The 18659-nt window shown below is 60.3% G+C and carries 17 protein-coding genes and 4 pseudogenes; 2 read left to right on the plus strand and 19 right to left on the minus strand.

The genetic code is table 11. The features are described from left to right. Positions 1-49: 49 nt before the first annotated feature. The 19 genes and pseudogenes from HLUSI_RS0124880 to infA all read right to left on the minus strand — a co-directional run bounded on the left by HLUSI_RS0124880 (position 50) and on the right by infA (position 15736). Positions 50-664, minus strand: coding sequence for a HupE/UreJ family protein (locus HLUSI_RS0124880; protein WP_016836512.1), 615 nt, complete (start codon positions 662-664; stop codon positions 50-52). 74 nt (positions 665-738) lie between these two features. Next, a complete protein-coding gene (gene ureG / locus HLUSI_RS0124885) occupies positions 739-1368 on the minus strand; it encodes an urease accessory protein UreG (protein ID WP_029364006.1) in 630 nt (209 codons plus the stop codon). 70 nt (positions 1369-1438) lie between these two features. After that, on the minus strand, positions 1439-2119 hold the full coding sequence (locus tag HLUSI_RS0124890; RefSeq protein WP_016836514.1) for an urease accessory protein UreF: 681 nt from the start codon (positions 2117-2119) through the stop codon (positions 1439-1441). Positions 2120-2134: 15 nt separating this feature from the next. Beyond that, complete coding sequence (gene ureE / locus HLUSI_RS0124895) at positions 2135-2644, minus strand: urease accessory protein UreE (protein WP_016836515.1); 510 nt, start codon at positions 2642-2644, stop codon at positions 2135-2137. 9 nt (positions 2645-2653) lie between these two features. Continuing rightward, positions 2654-4354: an urease subunit alpha gene (gene ureC, locus HLUSI_RS0124900; RefSeq protein ID WP_016836516.1), complete on the minus strand. Its 1701-nt coding sequence runs from the start codon at positions 4352-4354 to the stop codon at positions 2654-2656. Further along, complete coding sequence (locus tag HLUSI_RS0124905) at positions 4354-4677, minus strand: urease subunit beta (protein ID WP_029364007.1); 324 nt, start codon at positions 4675-4677, stop codon at positions 4354-4356. Before HLUSI_RS0124905 ends, ureC begins: the two co-directional genes overlap by 1 nt. 11 nt (positions 4678-4688) lie before the next feature. Then, a pseudogene (locus tag HLUSI_RS30650) lies at positions 4689-4990 on the minus strand (urease subunit gamma). A gap of 30 nt (positions 4991-5020) precedes the next feature. After that, on the minus strand, positions 5021-5920 hold the full coding sequence (locus HLUSI_RS0124915; protein ID WP_016836519.1) for an urease accessory protein UreD: 900 nt from the start codon (positions 5918-5920) through the stop codon (positions 5021-5023). A gap of 168 nt (positions 5921-6088) precedes the next feature. After that, positions 6089-6628, minus strand: a pseudogene (locus tag HLUSI_RS30655) (ATP-binding cassette domain-containing protein); the annotation flags it as partial. 57 nt (positions 6629-6685) lie between these two features. Further along, a pseudogene (urtD, locus tag HLUSI_RS30660) lies at positions 6686-7532 on the minus strand (urea ABC transporter ATP-binding protein UrtD). Between the two features lie 5 nt (positions 7533-7537). Then, positions 7538-8662, minus strand: coding sequence for an urea ABC transporter permease subunit UrtC (gene urtC / locus HLUSI_RS0124930; protein ID WP_029364008.1), 1125 nt, complete (start codon positions 8660-8662; stop codon positions 7538-7540). After that, complete coding sequence (gene urtB / locus HLUSI_RS0124935; protein ID WP_029364009.1) at positions 8659-10275, minus strand: urea ABC transporter permease subunit UrtB; 1617 nt, start codon at positions 10273-10275, stop codon at positions 8659-8661. Before urtB ends, urtC begins: the two co-directional genes overlap by 4 nt. 202 nt (positions 10276-10477) lie before the next feature. Continuing rightward, entirely contained in the window at positions 10478-11731 is a 1254-nt protein-coding gene (gene urtA, locus HLUSI_RS0124940; protein WP_029364010.1) for an urea ABC transporter substrate-binding protein, read from the minus strand. 493 nt (positions 11732-12224) lie between these two features. Beyond that, positions 12225-13071: pseudogene (locus HLUSI_RS30665) on the minus strand (ferritin-like domain-containing protein). A 187-nt stretch (positions 13072-13258) separates the two neighbouring features. Beyond that, entirely contained in the window at positions 13259-14128 is an 870-nt protein-coding gene (gene dapA, locus HLUSI_RS0124950; protein ID WP_016836525.1) for a 4-hydroxy-tetrahydrodipicolinate synthase, read from the minus strand. Positions 14129-14266: 138 nt separating this feature from the next. Further along, positions 14267-14506, minus strand: a complete 240-nt coding sequence (locus tag HLUSI_RS33185) for a hypothetical protein (protein ID WP_157138007.1) — start codon at positions 14504-14506, stop codon at positions 14267-14269. 193 nt (positions 14507-14699) lie between these two features. Beyond that, positions 14700-14912 carry a cold-shock protein gene (locus tag HLUSI_RS0124960; RefSeq protein WP_016836527.1) on the minus strand — a complete coding sequence of 71 codons (213 nt, stop codon included), beginning with the start codon at positions 14910-14912 and terminating at the stop codon, positions 14700-14702. Between the two features lie 223 nt (positions 14913-15135). Continuing rightward, positions 15136-15447 carry a hypothetical protein gene (locus tag HLUSI_RS0124965; RefSeq protein ID WP_083831047.1) on the minus strand — a complete coding sequence of 104 codons (312 nt, stop codon included), beginning with the start codon at positions 15445-15447 and terminating at the stop codon, positions 15136-15138. Positions 15448-15472: 25 nt separating this feature from the next. Then, entirely contained in the window at positions 15473-15736 is a 264-nt protein-coding gene (gene infA / locus HLUSI_RS0124970) for a translation initiation factor IF-1 (RefSeq protein WP_007881321.1), read from the minus strand. A gap of 475 nt (positions 15737-16211) precedes the next feature. Here infA and HLUSI_RS0124975 point away from each other — a divergent pair, with 475 nt between their 5' ends. After that, on the plus strand, positions 16212-16466 hold the full coding sequence (locus tag HLUSI_RS0124975; protein ID WP_016836530.1) for a DUF1488 family protein: 255 nt from the start codon (positions 16212-16214) through the stop codon (positions 16464-16466). 234 nt (positions 16467-16700) lie between these two features. Beyond that, the coding region (locus HLUSI_RS0124980) for a DEAD/DEAH box helicase (protein ID WP_029364011.1) at positions 16701-18659 on the plus strand (1959 nt) is incomplete at its 3' end.

An 18659-nucleotide genomic window follows, 5' to 3' on the forward strand; every position in this document is an offset into this window, starting at 1 on the left:
CGGTGGCGCCGGGCATCCTGGAATGCCACGCCACCATCAGTTACATCAATCAACCAGCCGCCAACAAATAAGCGCCGACCGCAGCAATACCGATACCGCCGATGCGCACAACTTTATCGGCCATCTGCTTGCCGGCAAACAGGCCGATGCCAAGCCCAGCCGCGTGCAACAACGCCGTGGCAAGCACGAAACCGATGCCATACAGCGCAGCCGACGAACCGTGCGGTAATTCGCTGCCGTGTGCATAGCCGTGGAACACGGCGAACAAGGACACCACGACCGTGCTCGCCCACAAAGGCATGCGCACGGCGAAGGCGATCAACAAGCCAAGCACCGCGACGGAAGCGGCAATGCCGGTTTCAGCGGCGGGGATGCTCAAGCCGGAAAACGCCAACAGCGCGCCGACTACCATCATCAGCGGAAACGCCAGCGGCAAGACCCACATCGCCGAACGCTTGTTTTGCGCCGCCCACAAACCAACCGCCAGCATCGCCAGCAAATGATCCACGCCTGAAAACGGATGGCTGAAGCCGGCGCCGAAACTCATCGACGCAGACACCAGCGAATCGGGGTGGCCGGGATGGGCCAGCACGCTGGTGCTGGCCAGCGCTGCGATGGTCAATGCGCTTGCGCGCGCGACAGTCTTGCCGGGAATACGAAACATGTTTTTCTCCTTCAAATGAATCTTGCGAATGCGCTCATGCGCCTAACGAACCAGAATAGCAAGCAGTCTTAACTTTACTTCTTCTCATCCAGCAAGCCCTGCTTGCGAATGTATGCAATCACCGTCTCCACGCCGTCACCGCTGCGCAAATTGGTAAACACGAACGGCCGGTCGCCACGCATGCGCTTGGCATCCTGGGCCATGATGTCCAGATTGGCGCCGACATACGGCGCCAGATCGGTCTTGTTGATGATCAGCAGATCCGAACGCGTGATGCCGGGGCCGCCTTTGCGCGGAATCTTCTCGCCGCCGGCGACGTCGATCACGTAAATGGTCAGGTCCGACAACTCGGGGCTGAACGTCGCCGCCAGATTGTCGCCGCCGGATTCTACCAGTATCAGGTCCAGATCCGGGAAATCCGCGCTCATGCGCGCAATCGCTTCCAGGTTGATCGAGGCGTCTTCACGGATCGCCGTATGCGGGCAACCGCCGGTCTCCACGCCCATCAGGCGTTCCGCGGGCAAGGCGTCGGCGCGCAGAAGGATCTCCATGTCCTCCTTGGTGTAAATATCGTTGGTGATGACGGCCATGTCGTAATGGTCGCGCATGCGCTTGCACAGCATTTCGCACAGCGCGGTCTTGCCGGAACCGACCGGGCCGCCGATGCCGACGCGCAATGGATTGGGGGAGGATGGATTGCTCATGTTTATCTCGATTAAAGACGGATTCTATAAAAATTCAAAATGACTCTGATGGACCGACAGGACATCAACACTAAGAACGGTACAAGCGGCTGTATTGCACTTCATGCTGCATCGACAGCAGCGACAAGCCCGGGGACCAGTTCGACAATTCATCGTCAGCCAGCTCCTGCGCGGTCTTCGCTGCAGCCTCGAGCTCCGGTTGCAGGGACAGCAGCAAACGTTGGCCGGCAACCTGGCCGAGTGGAACCGACTTGACGCAGACCAGTACCTGATTCTCCGCCCACGCGAACAACATGCCGAGCAGGGCAGCGTCGTGCGGGACGTTCAGCGCTACCGCAGCATAGGCCAACGCCGTCGGCAACGGGACTTCGCCTTGCGCCTGCAACAGATCAAGCAAAGGCTGGTCGCCGATCTTCAGGTCGACGGCCAGCTTGCTCAGTGAATATCCCATCTGTATGGTCTCGGCGCGGAACTCAGCCGTGTCGCGCGCGGCGATAAAGCGTTCGTTCCACAATGCCACCGCATCAGTATCGCGCGCGTCGAAGGCCTGCAGCAAACGCCACAAAATCGGCGCTTCAAACCTGGCGACTACTTCATGCAACGAATCGACGATCCACGCACGCGCACCGGCCTCGTTCTTCACGGTGCCGTTCTCAATCGCTGCCTCGAGTCCCTGCGAATAGCTGTACGCGCCGATCGGCAGCGACGGGCTGGTTAGCTGGAGCAGATGGAGCAGGGCTTGTGCTTGCATGGAAGTTTCCGCGAATCAGGATTTGTCGCCGGGGCGATGAATCTTCTGACGCACGGGGATGGGAGCCAGCGGGTGATGATGGTCGTCGCCATGATGGTGATGACCGCCGCCGTAGGCACCCGACTCCGGCTCGAAAGCGGCTTCTTCTTCAAGCACCAGCGCGCCCAGGCCTTCCAGCATTTCTTTCAGCACCGGATCCTTGCGGATGCGCAGGAAGCCCTCGCCGACTTGCGCCTGCGTGTGACGATTGCCAAGGTGGAAAGCGCAACGCAGCAACTGATGCGGCGAACTCGCCTCTACACGATAGGTAGCCTCCCTGGCGGCATTGATCTTGACCACGCGACCGTCGTCGCCGCGCAGCAGGTCGCCATTGCGCAGTACGGTGCCGCGCAGGGTGAAGACCGCGACTTCTTCGCCCGAGGTCATGGTCGCGCGCAGGCGGCTCTTCTCGCGCTGGTCGTAAGGCAACAGCAATTCGCCGTCGATCTTTTCGGCGTGTTCGATCTTGGTGTTCAGGGTCAGCATAGTATTTTTTCAGAACAGGAAATAACGTTGCGTCAGCGGCAGCACCTTGGCCGGTTCGCACACCAGCAACTCGCCGTCGGCGCGCACTTCGTAGGTTTCGGAATCGACCTCCATCTTCGGCGTCGCGCCGTTATGAATCATGTCGCGCTTGCGCAGATTGCGCATGCCTTTCACCGGCACGACCGGCTTGTTCAGCTTGAGCATGTCGCCGATACCGGCATCGAACGCGGATTGCGAGACGAAGGTCATCGAGGTCTTCAAGCCGCCGCCGTAAGCGCCGAACATCATCCGGTAATGCACCGGTTGCGGCGTCGGGATCGACGCATTCGGATCACCCATTTGTGCCGCCGCGATCATGCCGCTCTTGAGGATCATCGACGGCTTGACACCGAAGAAGGCCGGCTTCCACAGCACGATGTCGGCGACCTTGCCGACTTCCAGCGAACCGACCACATGCGAAATGCCATGCGTGATCGCCGGGTTGATGGTGTACTTGGCGATATAGCGTTTGACGCGGAAATTGTCGTGGCGCGACGGATCTTGCGCCAGCGAGCCGCGCTGCGTCTTCATCTTGTGCGCGGTCTGCCAGGTGCGCATGATCACTTCGCCGACGCGGCCCATCGCTTGCGAGTCGGACGACATCATCGAGATCGCGCCGATGTCGTGCAGGATGTCTTCTGCAGCAATCGTTTCGCGACGGATGCGCGATTCGGCGAAGGCGATGTCTTCGGCAATGGCAGGATCCAGGTGATGGCAAACCATCAGCATGTCCAGATGTTCGTCCAGCGTGTTGACTGTGTAGGGACGCGTCGGATTGGTCGACGACGGTAAGACATTACTTTGCCCTACGGCCGCGATGATGTCCGGTGCGTGACCGCCGCCCGCGCCTTCGGTATGGAAGGTGTGGATGGTGCGATCCTTGAAGGCTGCCAGCGTATGCTCAAGGAAGCCGCCTTCGTTGAGGGTATCGCTGTGGATCGCGACCTGCACATCGAGGCGATCCGCGACGGACAAGCAGTTGTCGATTGCAGCAGGCGTCGAGCCCCAGTCTTCATGCAGTTTCAGGCCGATGGCGCCGGCGTGGACCTGTTCTTCCAATGGTGTCGGCAGACTGACGTTGCCCTTGCCGAGGAAGCCCAGATTCATCGGGAATGCATCCGCCGCCGACAGCATCGAGTGGATATGCCACGGACCCGGCGTACAAGTTGTCGCCGCGGTGCCGACTGCAGGCCCGGTGCCGCCGCCGATCATGGTGGTGACGCCGCTCATCAGCGCTTCTTCGATCTGCTGCGGGCAGATGAAGTGGATGTGGGTATCGACGCCGCCTGCGGTGACGATCATGCCTTCACCGGCGATGATTTCGGTAGCGCCGCCGATGGCCATGGTGACGTCGGGCTGGATGTCCGGATTGCCGGCCTTGCCGATGGCTGCAATCTTGCCGCCCTTCAAGCCGATGTCGGCCTTGACGATACCCCAATGGTCGACGATCACAGCATTGGTGATGACGGTGTCCATGACGTCTTTATAGTTGCGCTGCGACTGGCCCATGCCGTCGCGGATCACCTTGCCGCCGCCGAACTTGACTTCTTCGCCGTAGGTCGTGAAATCCTTCTCGACCTCGATGAACAACTCGGTATCGGCCAGACGCAAACGGTCGCCGACGGTGGGGCCGAACATCTCGGCATAAGCCTGACGCGAAATCTTGGCCATTATTTATTTCCCTTCTTGTCGAGTGCGCCCATCACCTTGGCGTTGAAACCATAGACCTTGCGATCGCCGGCCAACGCCACCAGTTCCACCGTGCGTTCCTGGCCCGGCTCGAAGCGGACCGCGGTGCCGGCGGCGATGTTCAGGCGCATGCCGTAACCGATCTGGCGGTCGAATTTCAGCGCCGGATTGGTTTCGAAAAAGTGAAAGTGCGATCCGACCTGGATCGGACGGTCGCCGCTGTTGGCGACGGTGACGCTCGCGGTGCGGCGGCCGACGTTGAGTTCGATGTCGCCCGGCTCAACCAGCATTTCTCCTGGAATCATCTCAGCGCTCCTCAAGGAATCGGGTGGTGAACCGTGACGAGCTTGCTGCCGTCCGGGAAAGTCGCTTCGACCTGGATGTCAGGGATCATCTCCGCCACGCCATCCATGACGTCGGCGCGCGACAGGATCTTGGTGCCCTCGGACATCAGCTCGGCGACGGTGCGGCCGTCGCGCGCGCTTCCATGATGGCGGCCGTGATCAGCGCCACTGCTTCCGGATAATTCAGTTTGAGGCCGCGCGCCTTGCGCCGTTCAGCCACCAGGGCCGCCGTAAAAATCAGCAGCTTGTCTTTTTCCCGCGGGGTCAGTTCCATGCGTTCTCCTTGATTCTTTCTGTCGCTTGCTTATGTATTCCAGATGCGCGGCACGATCGCCTCACGCTGCATCAATTCCGGACGAATGCGCTGCCATGCATGCGTCAGCCATTGCCGCGCAACCTGGCTGGAGTTGCCCAGATAACGCAGCACCAATACCTGTTTCATTTGCGTCGCGCCGCTGCGGCCGTCATGGGCCAGCGCGCTGGTTTGTTCGCGCAGTTCGCCGAGGAAAGCGGCGTTGAGCGGCAAGCCGACCGCTATCAAGGTAGCGCTGACCGAATAGCCGGCCAAAGCCAGCGGGCTCGTCATCGACGACGTGCCTGCGCGCAAGGCGCCTTGCTCGAACCACACCAGTTTGCCGTCACGCCGGATGCTGGTGCGCTGGCTGACGCGACCGTCAGTGAACGATTCACCCGACGCGGTGCGGCCGAAGCAGAGGATCTCGCCGCCGATATAGGTCGCGTCGGCAGCCAGCTCGACCTGGTGTTCCATGCGCACATCGGCGTCGTTGAAGAAGATGGTTTCCTGCGGCAGCCACTCCATTGCGGCTCCAGCCGTTGCAGTCAGTGCAACTTGCTGCTGCGAGACGAAGCCGTTGGCGCGATACCATTTTCCCGCACCGGGCGTAGTCAGCAACGCGTGGGCCTTGTCGCCGACATGCGCAGTGATGTTCAGCACGTCGCCGCCGAGGATGCCGCCCGGCGGATGCACGATGACGGCGTGGCAGACGGCAGGGTGCTCCGGATACAGCGGCTTCTGCACGCGCAACGGGCCGAAGTGGCTACGCTCGATCATGCGCGTGGTGCCGGCATCGTCGGCGAAGCCCAGCGTCAGCCGCGCCTGCTGATGGCGTGACGCAGGTGCGGCGACGGCGGCGGTCTGGCCCGATTCCGTGACGGCAGCGGCAGGATCGATGATGCGTTTCATGCAATGTTCTGATTGTGCGGATTATGCGGATTGTGCGACGTGAGGATGCTGCGGCGTGGACGTTCGTTTATAGCAGACCTGTAAGCAAAACGCACGCCGCGAACATCTGCCGGACTTGATGATCCGGCAATACAGCAATGCGGGGTATGCGGCCATGCACTTGTCCTGTTACACCGCCAGGTGCTTCTTTACATTTTCGTTATCCATCTCCGCCTGCACGCCCGACGCCACCACTTCGCCGCGCGACATCACGACAAAGGTGTCGGCCAGTTCACGCGCAAAATCGAAGTACTGCTCGCACAGCAAGATACCGATGTCGCCGCGCTGGCGCAGCAGGCTGATGACGCGGCCGATGTCCTTGATGATCGACGGCTGGATACCTTCGGTCGGCTCATCGAGGATGATCAGTTTCGGTTCGGCCAACAGCGCACGGGCGATCGCCAGTTGCTGTTGCTGCCCACCCGACAGATCGCCGCCGCGACGGTGCAGCATTTCCTTCAGCACCGGGAACAGTTCATAGACTTCGCCCTTGATCGTCGACGCCTTGCGGCCGGATTTGGTGGCCATGCCCATCAGCAGGTTTTCTTCCACGGTCAGGCGTGCAAAGATCTCACGGCCTTGCGGCACATACGCAATCCCCAGTCCTGCACGTTGGTGCGGCTTGAGCTTGGTGATGTCGCGGCCTTCCAGCGTGACGTTGCCGGCCGCGCGGCGCCGTAGTATTGATTCAGTTGATTGACTTGCAACATATTTTTTCGTCTCCGCTTATCGGCCCAGATACACTTCAATCACGCGATCGTCCGATTGCACCTGCTGCATCGTGCCTTCCGCCAGCACCGCGCCTTCGTGCAGCACGGTCACCTTGCCGCCTTGCGAAATCTCTTCGACGAAACCCATGTCGTGCTCCACCACCATGATCGAATGCTTGCCGCGCAACTCGTTGAGCAGCTCGGCGGTGCGCACGGTTTCGGCGTCGGACATGCCGGCCACCGGTTCGTCCAGCAGCAGCAATTGCGGTTCCTGCATCAGCAGCATGCCGATCTCCAGCCACTGCTTCTGGCCATGCGAGAGCAGGCCGGCGACGCGGTTTTCCTGGCCGTTCAAGCGGATCAGCTTGAGGATCTCTTCGATCTTGCCGATCTGCTCCGAGTTCAGGCGCGCGAACAAGGTCGTCTTCACGCGCTTGTCCATCTTCATCGCCATTTCCAGATTCTCAAAAACCGAATGCTGCTCGAACACTGTCGGTCGCTGGAACTTGCGGCCGATGCCGGCGTGGGCGATTTCGTATTCGGTCATCTTGGTCAGGTCGATGCTCTGGCCGAAGAAAGCCGTGCCCGCCGTGGGTCGCGTCTTGCCGGTGATGACGTCCATCATGGTGGTCTTGCCGGGCGCCGTTGGGACCGATGATGCAACGCAGTTCACCGACCGAGATGTCGAGGTTCAGGTTGTTGATCGCCTTGAAGCCGTCGAACGAGACAGTGATGTTTTCCAGATAAAGAATGGCGCCGTGCGTGGTGTCGACGCCCTCCGGTTTGATGCGCGCATACGAGGTGCCGTGGTCGGCGTGCTCGTTGTTGTCGACGCTGTCTTGCGGCGCTGCGCGGTTATACATTTCGCTCATGCGGCCTCCTTGATGCGGTCTTGCGGATCTTGCTTCTTGAGTTTCTTGATCAGCCCCAGGATGCCTTGCGGCAGGAACAGCGTCACCAGGATGAAGATCAGACCCAGCGCATACAGCCACAAATCCGGGAAAGCGGCAGTGAACCAGCTCTTCAGGCCATTGACGGTGAACGCGCCGATGATGGGGCCGAGCAGCGAACCACGTCCGCCGACGGCGGCCCAGATCACCATTTCAATCGAGTTGGCCGGCGACATTTCCGACGGGTTGATGATCCCCACTTGCGGCACATACAGCGCACCGGCAATGCCGCACAGCACCGCCGACAAGGTCCACACGAACAGCTTGAACCACAGCGGGTTGTAGCCGATGAACATCAGCCGCGATTCGGAGTCGCGTACGCCCTGCAGCACGCGGCCCAGTTTCGAGGTCACGATGGCGCGGCACAGCAGCAGCGAACCGAGCAGGAAGGCCAGCGTCACCAGGTACAGCACCGCCTTGGTCGACGGCGCCGTGATGGTGTAGCCGAGGATGCGCTTGAAGTCGGTGAAGCCGTTGTTGCCGCCGAAGCCGGTGTCGTTGCGGAAGAACAGCAGCATGAAGGCGAAGGTCATTGCTTGCGTGATGATCGAGAAGTACACGCCCTTGATGCGCGAACGGAAGGCGAAGTAACCGAACACGAAGGCCAGCACGCCTGGCACCAGCACCACCAGCAGCATGGCGAACCAGAAGTGCTCGGTCATCCACCAGTACCACGGATAGGCCTTCCAGTTGAGGAACACCATGAAGTCCGGCAGGTCGCTCTGATACACGCCATCATGGCCGATGGCGCGCATCAGGTACATGCCGTGCGCATAGCCGCCCAGTGCGAAGAACACGCCGTGGCCGAGCGACAGGATGCCGGTGTAACCCCACACCAGATCCAGCGCCAGCGCCGCCATCGCGTAGCACATGAACTTGCCGATCAGCGCGATGGTGTAGCTGGAGATGGACAGCGGATGGCCGGCCGGCAAGATCAGATTGAGGATCGGCAACAGCCCGAGGATCACGGTGAAGACCACGATCGCTATCCAGGCCGGACGCGAAAACAGCGAAGGTTTCAATGGGAGATTGAGGGTACTCATTCCACGCTCCTGCCTTTCAGTGCAAACAGGCCTTGCGGGCGCTTTTGGATAAACACGATGATGAATACGAGGATGGCGATCTTGGCCAGCACGGCGCCGGCGACCGGTTCCAGGAACTTGTTCACTTCGCCCAGGCCGAACGCGGCGATCACGGTGCCGGCCAGTTGGCCGACGCCGCCCAGCACCACCACCATGAAGGAGTCGACGATGTAGCCCTGGCCGAGGTCGGGGCCGACGTTGCCGAGCTGCGACAGCGCGACGCCGCCGAGACCGGCGATGCCGCAGCCGAGGCCGAAGGTCATCATGTCGATCTTGCCGGTCGAGACGCCGACGCAATCGGCCATGCGGCGGTTTTGCGTGACGGCGCGCACGAACAGGCCGAGGCGCGTCTTGTTCAGGATCAGCCACACCGCGAACACCACGAACAGCGCGAAGAAGATGATCACGATACGGTTGTACGACAGCACCAGCGAACCCAGCACCGTGATGCCGCCCGACATCCAGCTAGGGTTGGCGACCTCGACGTTCTGCGCGCCGAAGATGGAGCGCACGGCCTGCATCAGCATCAGGCTGATACCCCAGGTGCACAGCAAGGTTTCCAGCGGACGGCCGTAGAGCCAGCGGATCACAAGACGTTCCAGTGCAATCCCCACCGCAGCGGCGACGATGAAGGCGGCCGGCAACGCGACCACTATGTAGGCGTCGATTGCGCCGGGGAAGAATTTGCGGAACACCAGCTGGCAGACATAAGTCGTGTACGCCCCGATCATCAGCAGTTCGCCGTGCGCCATGTTGATGATGCCCATCAGGCCGAAGGTGATCGCCAGCCCGAGCGCGGCCAGCAACAACACGCTGCCCAGCGAGACGCCGTAGAACAGTTTGCCGACGAACTCGGTGATGGTCAGATGGCGATCCAGTGCCGACACGGTGCGCACGGCTTCAATGCGCACGCCTTCATCGGCTTCGACGTAGCTGCCGTCGGGATTCTTGGCCAGCATCTGTTCCAGCACCGGTTTCAGGCTGGCGTTGGTGGTCTCTGCGAGGGCCTTGACGGCGGCCTTGCGCGTGGCTGCATCGGGTGCATGCAGGTTGGCGGTGGCGACGACCTGCTTCAGCACTTCCTGGATTTGCGGATCTTTTTCCGCCGCCAGCGCTTTGCTGATCAATGGGGTTTGTGCGGCGTCGGCGGTCTTCAGCAATTCGGTCGCGGCGGTCAGGCGCGTGGCGCGGTCCGGCGAAAACAGTTTGAGTCCCGATAGCGCGCCTTCGACCACGCCGCGCAGGCGGTTGTTGACGGTAATGCCTTCGGCGTCGTCAGGCGCCGGGCCAGTCTTGTCGGTGGCAGGATTGAAGGCGTCGCTGTCTTCAATGATCAGCACGTCGCCGGCAGGCGTGGCGTACAGCGCATCGCTGTTGATGGCGTTGAGGATCTTTTGCGCGTCGGCATTGGCCAGCGCAGCAATCTGCGTGACGGCGGCGATGCGCGCGTCAGGGTCGTCGCCGGCCAGCGGCTTGAGCAGCGCCGGATCGATCGCGGCATGCGCGCTGATCGCCTGGGTGCACAGCCAGCCTGTCAGCAAGGCGGACGCAATTATCTTGGGGAGAAGTCTCATGGTTCTTTTCGGTGGCAAGGCAAGACGGAAAGAAAGTCGGTCTCACGACGCTTATCTGAGATTCATGCATGCATTCCAATGAGGGATGCGGCATGGATTGCACCGGGCGGGATGTCGGACGCCCGGTGCAAGGTCTTGCAAACCGCTACATGGAACATGCAGCGGGAACTGCTCAACTAACCAAACTTGGCAAGCGCCTGCATTACATCTTTTGCTTGCTCTCGTTGCCCGGAATGTACGGGCTCCATGGTTGCGCACGGATGGTGGTCTTGGTCTTGTTGACCACGTTGAACTGACCGTCGGCCTTGATTTCGCCGATCATCACTGGTTTGTGCAGGTGATGGTTGGTCTTGTCCATTTCCAGCGTGTAGCCGGACGGCGCCTTGAAGGTCTGGCCGCCCATCGCTGCGATCACCTTGTCGGTGTCGGTGGTCTTGGCTTTTTCAACCGCTTGCTTCCACATGTAGATACCGACGTAAGTCGCTTCCATCGGATCGTTGGTCACGACGGTGTCGGCGTTCGGCAGACCCTTGGCCTTGGCGTAGGCTTTCCACTTCTTGATGAAGGCGGTGTTGACCGGGTTCTTCACGGATTCGAAGTAGTTCCAGGCAGCCAGGTGGCCGACCAGCGGCTTGGTGTCGACGCCGCGCAGTTCTTCTTCACCCACCGAGAACGCCACGACAGGCACGTCGGTCGCCTTCAGGCCGGCATTGCCCAGTTCCTTGTAGAACGGCACGTTGGAGTCGCCGTTGATGGTCGAGATCACTGCAGTCTTGCCGCCGGCTGCGAACTTCTTGATGTTGGCGACGATGGTCTGGTAATCGGAGTGACCGAACGGCGTGTAGACTTCGTCGATGTCGGAATCCTTCACGCCCTTGCTGTGCAGGAAGGCGCGCAGAATCTTGTTGGTGGTGCGTGGATACACGTAGTCGGTGCCCAGCAGGACGAAACGCTTGGCGCCGCCGCCTTCTTTCGACATCAGGTATTCGGTGGCAGGAATGGCTTGCTGGTTAGGCGCTGCGCCGGTGTAGAAGACATTCTTTTCCAACTCTTCGCCTTCGTACTGGACCGGGTAGAACAGCAGGCTGTTCAATTCCTTGAAAACCGGCAGCACCGATTTGCGCGAGACCGAAGTCCAGCAGCCGAACACAACGGAAACCTTGTCTTGCGAAATCAGCTGGCGCGCTTTTTCAGCGAACAGAGGCCAGTTGGATGCAGGGTCAACGATCACGGGCTCGAGTTTCTTGCCGTTGACGCCGCCATTGGCGTTGATTTCATCGATCGTCATCAGCGCCACATCTTTGAGCGATGTTTCGGAGATGGCCATGGTGCCTGACAATGAATGCAGGATGCCGACTTTGATGGTGTCCGCAGCGAATGCGGCAGGGAGCCAGGAAGAAGCTGCAAGTGCGAACGCGCCGAGTGCTGTTGCTTTTAGGATAGTACGACGTGACATGAAGTGCTCCTACAGTTAGAAGAATCAATGAGAGTTTTGTTGACTGCCTTCCTGCTTTAGCAGAATGCGTGCCAATGACAGTGGAACTCACTTCGTCAATAGGCGTGAGATGCGTTCTTCCCAGAGAGGGCACTGGCAAGGCGCGCGACGCATCGCGTAGCAGTGCTACGCGCAAGGAGTGCAACGCGGCCAGCGCCCTCTCTGGGAAGAACCCGAAGGGAGCGGCCTGTTTGGGCGATCTGCTGCGTTACGAATCGGGGCCAAGACGTCCAGTCTTGACCCCGATTCGCGCCTTGCATCTCATCCCAAACAGGACAAGCTCGCACTCACGCCTATTGACGAAGTGAGTTCCGATCAATCTCTTGTGATTTTTCCGGCTTTGCAGAAGCCCTCGCGCACTATCGCACCATTTTAGTGATGCTAAAAATGGTGGCGGTGCGGTAAACGAAGAATCGCCCCAGAACGGAGCAAATTGCAGGGTTTGTGTTTGTTTTTAGCGCAAAAACACGTAATGCATCAGTTGGCGGATAGGATATTGCACCCAGGTTTGCACCTTGGGAGGCAGCTCCAGCGGGCGCATGAGCATCTTCAAGGCCATGTCCGGCGTCAAATTGGTGCGCACGGTGGCATTCATGCGCGCGCTCAGTTCTCTTAAATAAGCGACGTCGCCGGCGCGCATTATCGCGGAATTTGAGCGCATGGCGAATGGCGCAGTCGGCGTCTTCGTTGCGCATTTCCAGCGTGCGGCGACTCAGTGTGCCGAGCACGCGCGAGCGGCCGATGCCTTCGCGCCGGCGGTACTGGCGGAAGTATTGATAGAAATGCTTGTAGTGATTGACCTCATCGTTGGAAATGCGCGCCGCCAGCTCCTGCAGCACCGGTTCCTGCACGCTGCGCGACAATGCGCGGTAATAGGTCGCAGTGCCGGTCTCGACCACGCAGCGCGCGGCCATCTCCAGCGCCTTGGTCGGCTCCAGCAGCTCGACCTTGCAGTAGTCCGCGTACTCGGCGAGGAAGCTGTCGTAGGCTTGTTGCCAGTCGAATTCGGGCCAGACGTGCTCGACGTAAGCGCGCAAGGCCGCCCCGTGTTGCAACTCTTCCACTTCCCATTGTTCGCGCAGCCAGGCCGCGACTTTTTCATTGTCGTGGAAGAAGTCGACCAGGTTGTGGGTATACAGATCGGAGCCGCTTTCGACGAACGAGGCGCAGGTCACCAGATAGAAAGTGTTTTCATCGTCACGCACGCGTTGCCGATCGATGCGCGAGAAATCCAGATCGGCGATGCGCCAGCGCGGTTGGTGCGCTTGTTGTTGGGCTGGTTGTGCTTGATGCGATTCCAGGTTTGCCACATGACCTCCTCGACACAGTACGATAGAGATATGACGGGACCTTCAAAACTTGGTTCGCTGCCTCATGTTGGCGATTTGTAACAATGAACAATGTGCCGCGTTCAGCGGCGATGTTGTCCGTATGTCAAGCAGGGCCTCGCCAGCGGCCCGCCGTGGCGGGCTTGCCTTGGCCGGGCGCCTACAGGCAACCGAGCCGCGACAGCTCGCGACGCAGGCGCTCGTGCAGCGCCGGCGAGCTGGACAGCATCGGTGCGCGCAATTCGTCGCGCAGCATGCCCATCATCGCCAACGCCGTCTTGATCATGGCGGGATTCGGCTCGGCGAACAGCAGGCGGATCAGCGGCAGCAATTCATAGAATTGCTCGCGTGCTTCGGCCAGGCGTTGCGCGCGCACCAACTGCGCCACGCGCACGAACAAGTCGGGACGGATGTGCGCCGCTGCCGTGATTGCGCCGCTGCCGCCGAGACATAGCGTGGTGAAAATCTGTTCGTCTTCTCCCGTCAGAATTTGCAAACCGCCATGCGCGATCAGGTCCATGGTGGCCGCCGCGCTGCCGCCGCAATCCTTGACGGCGGCGATGCGCTCATGGCCGGCGAGTGCGAGGATGGTGGCGGCGTCGATGTTGATGCCGCTGCGGTACGGGATGTTGTAGACGATCACCGGCACCTCGGCAGCATCGGCCATCCCCAGGAAAAACGCACGCAAGCCTTCCTGCGAGGGGCGGACGTAATACGGCGCCGGAATCAGCAATCCCGCGATCGGGCGCTGCTGGATTTGTTGCATCTTTTCCAGCATTGCAACCGGACGATTACCGGCCAGTCCCATCGCCACCGGACAGCCCGGCACCGCATCAAGGACGGCGTCGAGCACCGTCAGTTGTTCACCGTCGTCGAGTGCGGCCGCCTCAGCGGTCGAACCGCAGGCGACCAGACCGGACACGCCGGCGTCGAACATGCTGCGCGCCAGCGCCTGCAAAGCGGGGAAATCGATCTTGCCGTCGTGGAAAGGCGTGACCAGGGGAATCCAGATACCGTCGAAAGAACGCATTGCTGCTCTCCATGAAAATGTACTGCATTACAGACCGTTGAATGTCTGTCGGCAGGTGCAAGGAGAACTAGCGAGGGGAACGTGTCCGGTCTGCGTTGGCCATCCTGTCAGCCCACCTGACAGGACAGCGCGCCCCGGTCAGATGAGCGACTGTTTCTTTTGTTTACCGGCTGCGACTGCGCGCGCATGCGTCTGCGCAGCCAGGACATACAGGCTGAGCGACAACAGGCAGGACAGGGCGGCGATGAACATGAAGGATGAATGCAAATAATAAAACGATGAGTTGATTCTAGCAGCATTCCGGAAAATGGTTTCAGGCGCGCTCTCATTCCTCAAGGAAGCTGGTGCGGAGGTCGCGTAGCCATTGCCCGCGCCCATGCGGCGATGATAGCTGAAACATGTCGGCCCGGAATGCAACAAAGCCCGCCGTAGCGAGCTTTGTTATTCCGCAGAAACTGCGGTGCCGGGAATTTTTCCATCAACGACCCATGCTATCTGCATGGTGCCGTCAGTTTGTGAATCCCGGACTTGGATGTCGCGAAGACCTTGGTCTTCACGTTACATCATGCGATTAGATCGCTTTGATATTGGTGGCTTTTTCGCCCTTAGGACCAGTGCCGCGCTCGAACGAGACGCGCTGGTTTTCGGCCAGGCTCTTGAAACCGTTCGATTGGATGTCCTGGAAATGCGCGAACAGATCGTCGCCGCCTTGATCAGGCGTGATGAAGCCGAAGCCCTTTGCATCGTTGAACCACTTGACCGTACCTGTTTGACTTGTAGACATGTTATTACTTCCTTGAAAAAAAATGAGGGACAACGCCCGAAGCGCACCCGAGACCAAGAAAGATGTAACCGAAGAGAGTCCGACAGAGGAGGCTCGCAAGCGAGCTCAAGAGAAGAGACCAACAATAACGACGACTTGATGTAAGTGCAAATTTAAATATACAGGTAAACCTGAAGATTACCTAAACATATCGAGATTTAATTCGCGATATGCCCGTATGCGTTCAGCGATAACCGTAGGTCGGCGCCGGCGTGCGCTGCTGCAACTGAACGATCGCGCGCTGCAGGCGTTCTTCAGTGCGCTTGGCGCGTGACGCATTTCCGGACGAGGTCAATTCCAGATCCGGAAAATACACGCGCACGGATTTCGCCGCCGTGATCAGGTCGAGCCGGTGCGCATGTTCATGCGTGAGGTCGGCGCCGATATCCCAGACGCATTCGACCAGCTCGACTTCCAGCGCAGCGGCCAATGCGACTGCCTTGGCGGAAATCGCCGCAGCGCCATTACTGCGCTCCAGAGGTGTCGCGGTAGGCATTGGAATCTCGTTACGGATCGAGATATCAGTAGCGACGACGTTGCTGTCCGCCGCCGACCGGTCCGCGCTTTTCCAGATGACGGAAAGTGATGCGGCCTTTGCTCAGGTCGTAGGGAGACAGTTCCAGTGTAACTTTGTCCCCGGCCAGGATGCGGATATGATTCTGGCGCATTTTGCCGGAGGTGTAGGCGATCAGTCGATGGCCGTTTTCCAGGTTCACGCGGAAGCGCGAATCGGGCAGGACTTCTTCGACGAGGCCGTTCATTTCAAGTAGTTCTTCTTTAGCCATGGTGGTTTCCAAATAAGGCGACCGGCAGGCGGCAGCTTGCAAGAAGCTGCAACAACATCCGCCGAAGATCGCAGAAAAAAGGGGCCGGTTACCGCTTGAGCGGACCAGTGCGGTTGTGCTTTCCGTCCCGGGAGCAGCACCGCGTGCACGTGCAGACATGCGGAGAAACTTGGCGCCGGATGCACAATGTCGCCGGCGGCAGGACTGCTACAGGACGGGCCGCGTGCCGGAAAACAAGTGAAACGAAAGGCTGGCGCGGCCGGAAAGAGTGGAGACTGGCACGCTTTGAAGATGATGTTGCAGGCCGGTCCGAAAAAGGGCGAAACCGCCCAACGAGCCTCTATTATACATTGTCTGCAGTGAACCCGGCCAATCCTTCCGGAAGCCGCGCCAGCGCCGGGCGATCGCCGATTTTGGTTGCTATTCGCAGGACTTACGCGCACTATAGGTCGATTATCCGATTAAAGGAAAAGCCATGTCGCAGTCTGTTACCGAAGTGAAATTGACCAACGCCGGCGTGATTTTTTCTGTATGCGTGGAGTTCGTCAATCGCGAGTGCTTCATCTCCAACGAAGCGCTGATCAAACTGGCCTCGCAAATGTTCAATGCGATCGGCCCGATGCGCACCTTCCGTGAACTGGAAGCCAACATTACCGGTGTCGCGCGCCGCCTGGTGCATGCCGGCGTGCAAGGCTCGCCGCTGCAACTGACACCGAATACTTTCCCGTAAAATCCCTCCCGGCCGGCTTTTCATCCGCTTTTCGCCTGATTCCCTATTTCTTGTCGTCGGGCATTGTTTGTCTCTCAGGCAACATCTCCACTTGTCACCGGTCAAGAAAGCGCCCATTTCGGCCGCCGGCACACGCGCGGCTGCAACTTAACATCGCTGAGCGCGTCACAAGCGGGTAAACTGCATCCCATGCGGCCGCGCCCTGCGGTCCCAAAAAAGAACCAGTGAGTCCTCATGTCCGAAGCCCCCCTTCCCTTGTTTTCCGACCTCAATCTCAGTGAACCGCTGTTGCGCGTCCTGAAAGAGCTCGGTTACGAATCGCCGTCGCCGATCCAGGCCGCGACCATCCCTATCCTGCTCAGCAACCGCGATGTCCTGGGCCAGGCCCAGACCGGCACCGGCAAGACCGCCGCATTTGCGCTGCCGATCCTGTCGCGCATCGATATCCGCCAGACCGTGCCGCAAGCGCTGGTGCTGGCGCCGACGCGCGAACTGGCGATCCAGGTGGCTGAAGCCTTCCAGCGCTACGCCACGCACATCCCCGGTTTCCACGTCTTGCCGATTTACGGCGGCCAGAGCTACGGCCCGCAGCTGAGCGCCTTGCGACGCGGCGTACACGTCGTGGTCGGCACGCCCGGGCGCGTGATCGACCATCTGGACAAGGGCTCGCTCGACCTGTCGCAACTGAAGACCATGGTGCTCGACGAAGCCGATGAAATGCTGCGCATGGGTTTCATCGACGACGTCGAATCGATCCTGCAAAAGACCCCGGCCACGCGCCAGACCACGCTGTTCTCGGCCACCATGCCGTCCGCCATCAAGCGCATCGCCCAGACTTACCTGCGCGATCCGGCCGAAGTCACCATCGCCGCCAAAACCGGCACCGCCGAAAACATCCGTCAGCGCTACTGGCTGGTCAGCGGCATGCACAAGCTCGACGCGTTGACGCGCATCCTGGAAGTCGAACCGTTCGACGGCCTGATCATTTTCTCGCGCACCAAGCTCGGCACCGAAGAACTCGCGGGCAAGCTGAAGGCAAGAGGGTTTGCCGCCGCCGCCATCAACGGCGACATCCAGCAGCAGCAGCGCGAACGCACCATCCAGCAACTGAAGGACGGCCAGATCGACATCCTGATCGCCACCGACGTCGCTGCACGCGGACTCGACGTCGAGCGCATCAGCCACGTCATCAACTACGACGTGCCTTACGACCCGGAAAGCTACACCCACCGCATCGGCCGCACCGGCCGCGCCGGCCGTAGCGGCGAAGCGATCCTGTTCATCACCCCGCGCGAAAAGAACCTGCTCAAGAGCATCGAGCGTTCGACCCGCCAACCGATCACGCAAATGAACCTGCCAAGCGTGCAGGCCGTCAACGACGTGCGCGTGGCGCGCTTCAAGGAACTGATCGGCGAAACGCTGGCCGCCGGCGAACTCGACGTCTTCCGCTCGCTGATCGAAGACTACGAGCGCGAAGAAAACGTCACCGCCGTCGACATCGCCGCCGCACTGGCCAAGATGGCCCGCGGCGACGTGCCGCTGCTGCTCGACAAGAACCAGCGCGAGCCGGAGTTCGTGCGCAGCGACGACCGCGCACCGCGCGAGCGTCCTGATCGTTCACCGCGGGCAGAACGAGGCGAGCGTCCCGAGCGCGGTGATCGCAATGATCGCAATGATCGTGGCGAGCGTCCAAGCTACGCGTCCAAGGAGCGCATCGTCCGCGCCGCCGATCCCGGCATGCAAACCTTCCGCATCGAAGTCGGCCATCAGCACGGCGTCAAACCGGGCAACATCGTCGGCGCCATCGCCAATGAAGCCGGCATGGATTCCAAGCACATCGGCCGCATCGAAATCTATGACGACTACAGCGTCCTCGATCTGCCGGACGACATGCCGCCGGACCTGATCGATCATCTGAAATCGGTGCGCGTGGCCGGCCAGCAATTGCAGATCAGCCGCGACGGCGGCGTCGCAGGTGCTGCACCGCGTGCGGAACGAAGCGAGCGCAAGGAACGTCCGGAACGTACCGAGCGTACCGAGCGCACTGAGCGTACTGAGCGTACTGAGCACGTTGAACGCGCGCGTCCGACCAAGGCAGATTTCGCCGCACACACGACACAGACTTATCGCATCGAAGTCGGTCATGAACACGGCGTCAAGCCCGGCAACATCGTCGGCGCCATCGCCAACGAA

Origin of the sequence: Herbaspirillum lusitanum P6-12 (assembly GCF_000256565.1) — a bacterium.
GTDB classification, from domain to species: domain Bacteria; phylum Pseudomonadota; class Gammaproteobacteria; order Burkholderiales; family Burkholderiaceae_D; genus Herbaspirillum; species Herbaspirillum lusitanum.

Bases quoted from the DNA above. Each gene is read 5' to 3' on its own strand.
- ureG (WP_029364006.1), bottom strand. From the start codon at position 1,368: ATGAGCAATCCATCCTCCCCCAATCCATTGCGCGTCGGCATCGGCGGC.
- HLUSI_RS0124975 (WP_016836530.1), top strand. From the start codon at position 16,212: ATGTCGCAGTCTGTTACCGAAGTGAAATTGACCAACGCCGGCGTGATT.
- urtB (WP_029364009.1), bottom strand. From the start codon at position 10,275: ATGAGACTTCTCCCCAAGATAATTGCGTCCGCCTTGCTGACAGGCTGG.
- urtA (WP_029364010.1), bottom strand. From the start codon at position 11,731: ATGTCACGTCGTACTATCCTAAAAGCAACAGCACTCGGCGCGTTCGCA.
- HLUSI_RS0124905 (WP_029364007.1), bottom strand. From the start codon at position 4,677: ATGATTCCAGGAGAAATGCTGGTTGAGCCGGGCGACATCGAACTCAAC.
- HLUSI_RS0124890 (WP_016836514.1), bottom strand. From the start codon at position 2,119: ATGCAAGCACAAGCCCTGCTCCATCTGCTCCAGCTAACCAGCCCGTCG.
- HLUSI_RS0124915 (WP_016836519.1), bottom strand. From the start codon at position 5,920: ATGAAACGCATCATCGATCCTGCCGCTGCCGTCACGGAATCGGGCCAG.
- urtC (WP_029364008.1), bottom strand. From the start codon at position 8,662: ATGAGTACCCTCAATCTCCCATTGAAACCTTCGCTGTTTTCGCGTCCG.
- ureE (WP_016836515.1), bottom strand. From the start codon at position 2,644: ATGCTGACCCTGAACACCAAGATCGAACACGCCGAAAAGATCGACGGC.
- HLUSI_RS0124960 (WP_016836527.1), bottom strand. From the start codon at position 14,912: ATGTCTACAAGTCAAACAGGTACGGTCAAGTGGTTCAACGATGCAAAG.
- HLUSI_RS33185 (WP_157138007.1), bottom strand. From the start codon at position 14,506: ATGGGCGCGGGCAATGGCTACGCGACCTCCGCACCAGCTTCCTTGAGG.
- HLUSI_RS0124880 (WP_016836512.1), bottom strand. From the start codon at position 664: ATGTTTCGTATTCCCGGCAAGACTGTCGCGCGCGCAAGCGCATTGACC.
- infA (WP_007881321.1), bottom strand. From the start codon at position 15,736: ATGGCTAAAGAAGAACTACTTGAAATGAACGGCCTCGTCGAAGAAGTC.
- HLUSI_RS0124965 (WP_083831047.1), bottom strand. From the start codon at position 15,447: ATGCCTACCGCGACACCTCTGGAGCGCAGTAATGGCGCTGCGGCGATT.
- ureC (WP_016836516.1), bottom strand. From the start codon at position 4,354: ATGGCCAAGATTTCGCGTCAGGCTTATGCCGAGATGTTCGGCCCCACC.
- dapA (WP_016836525.1), bottom strand. From the start codon at position 14,128: ATGCGTTCTTTCGACGGTATCTGGATTCCCCTGGTCACGCCTTTCCAC.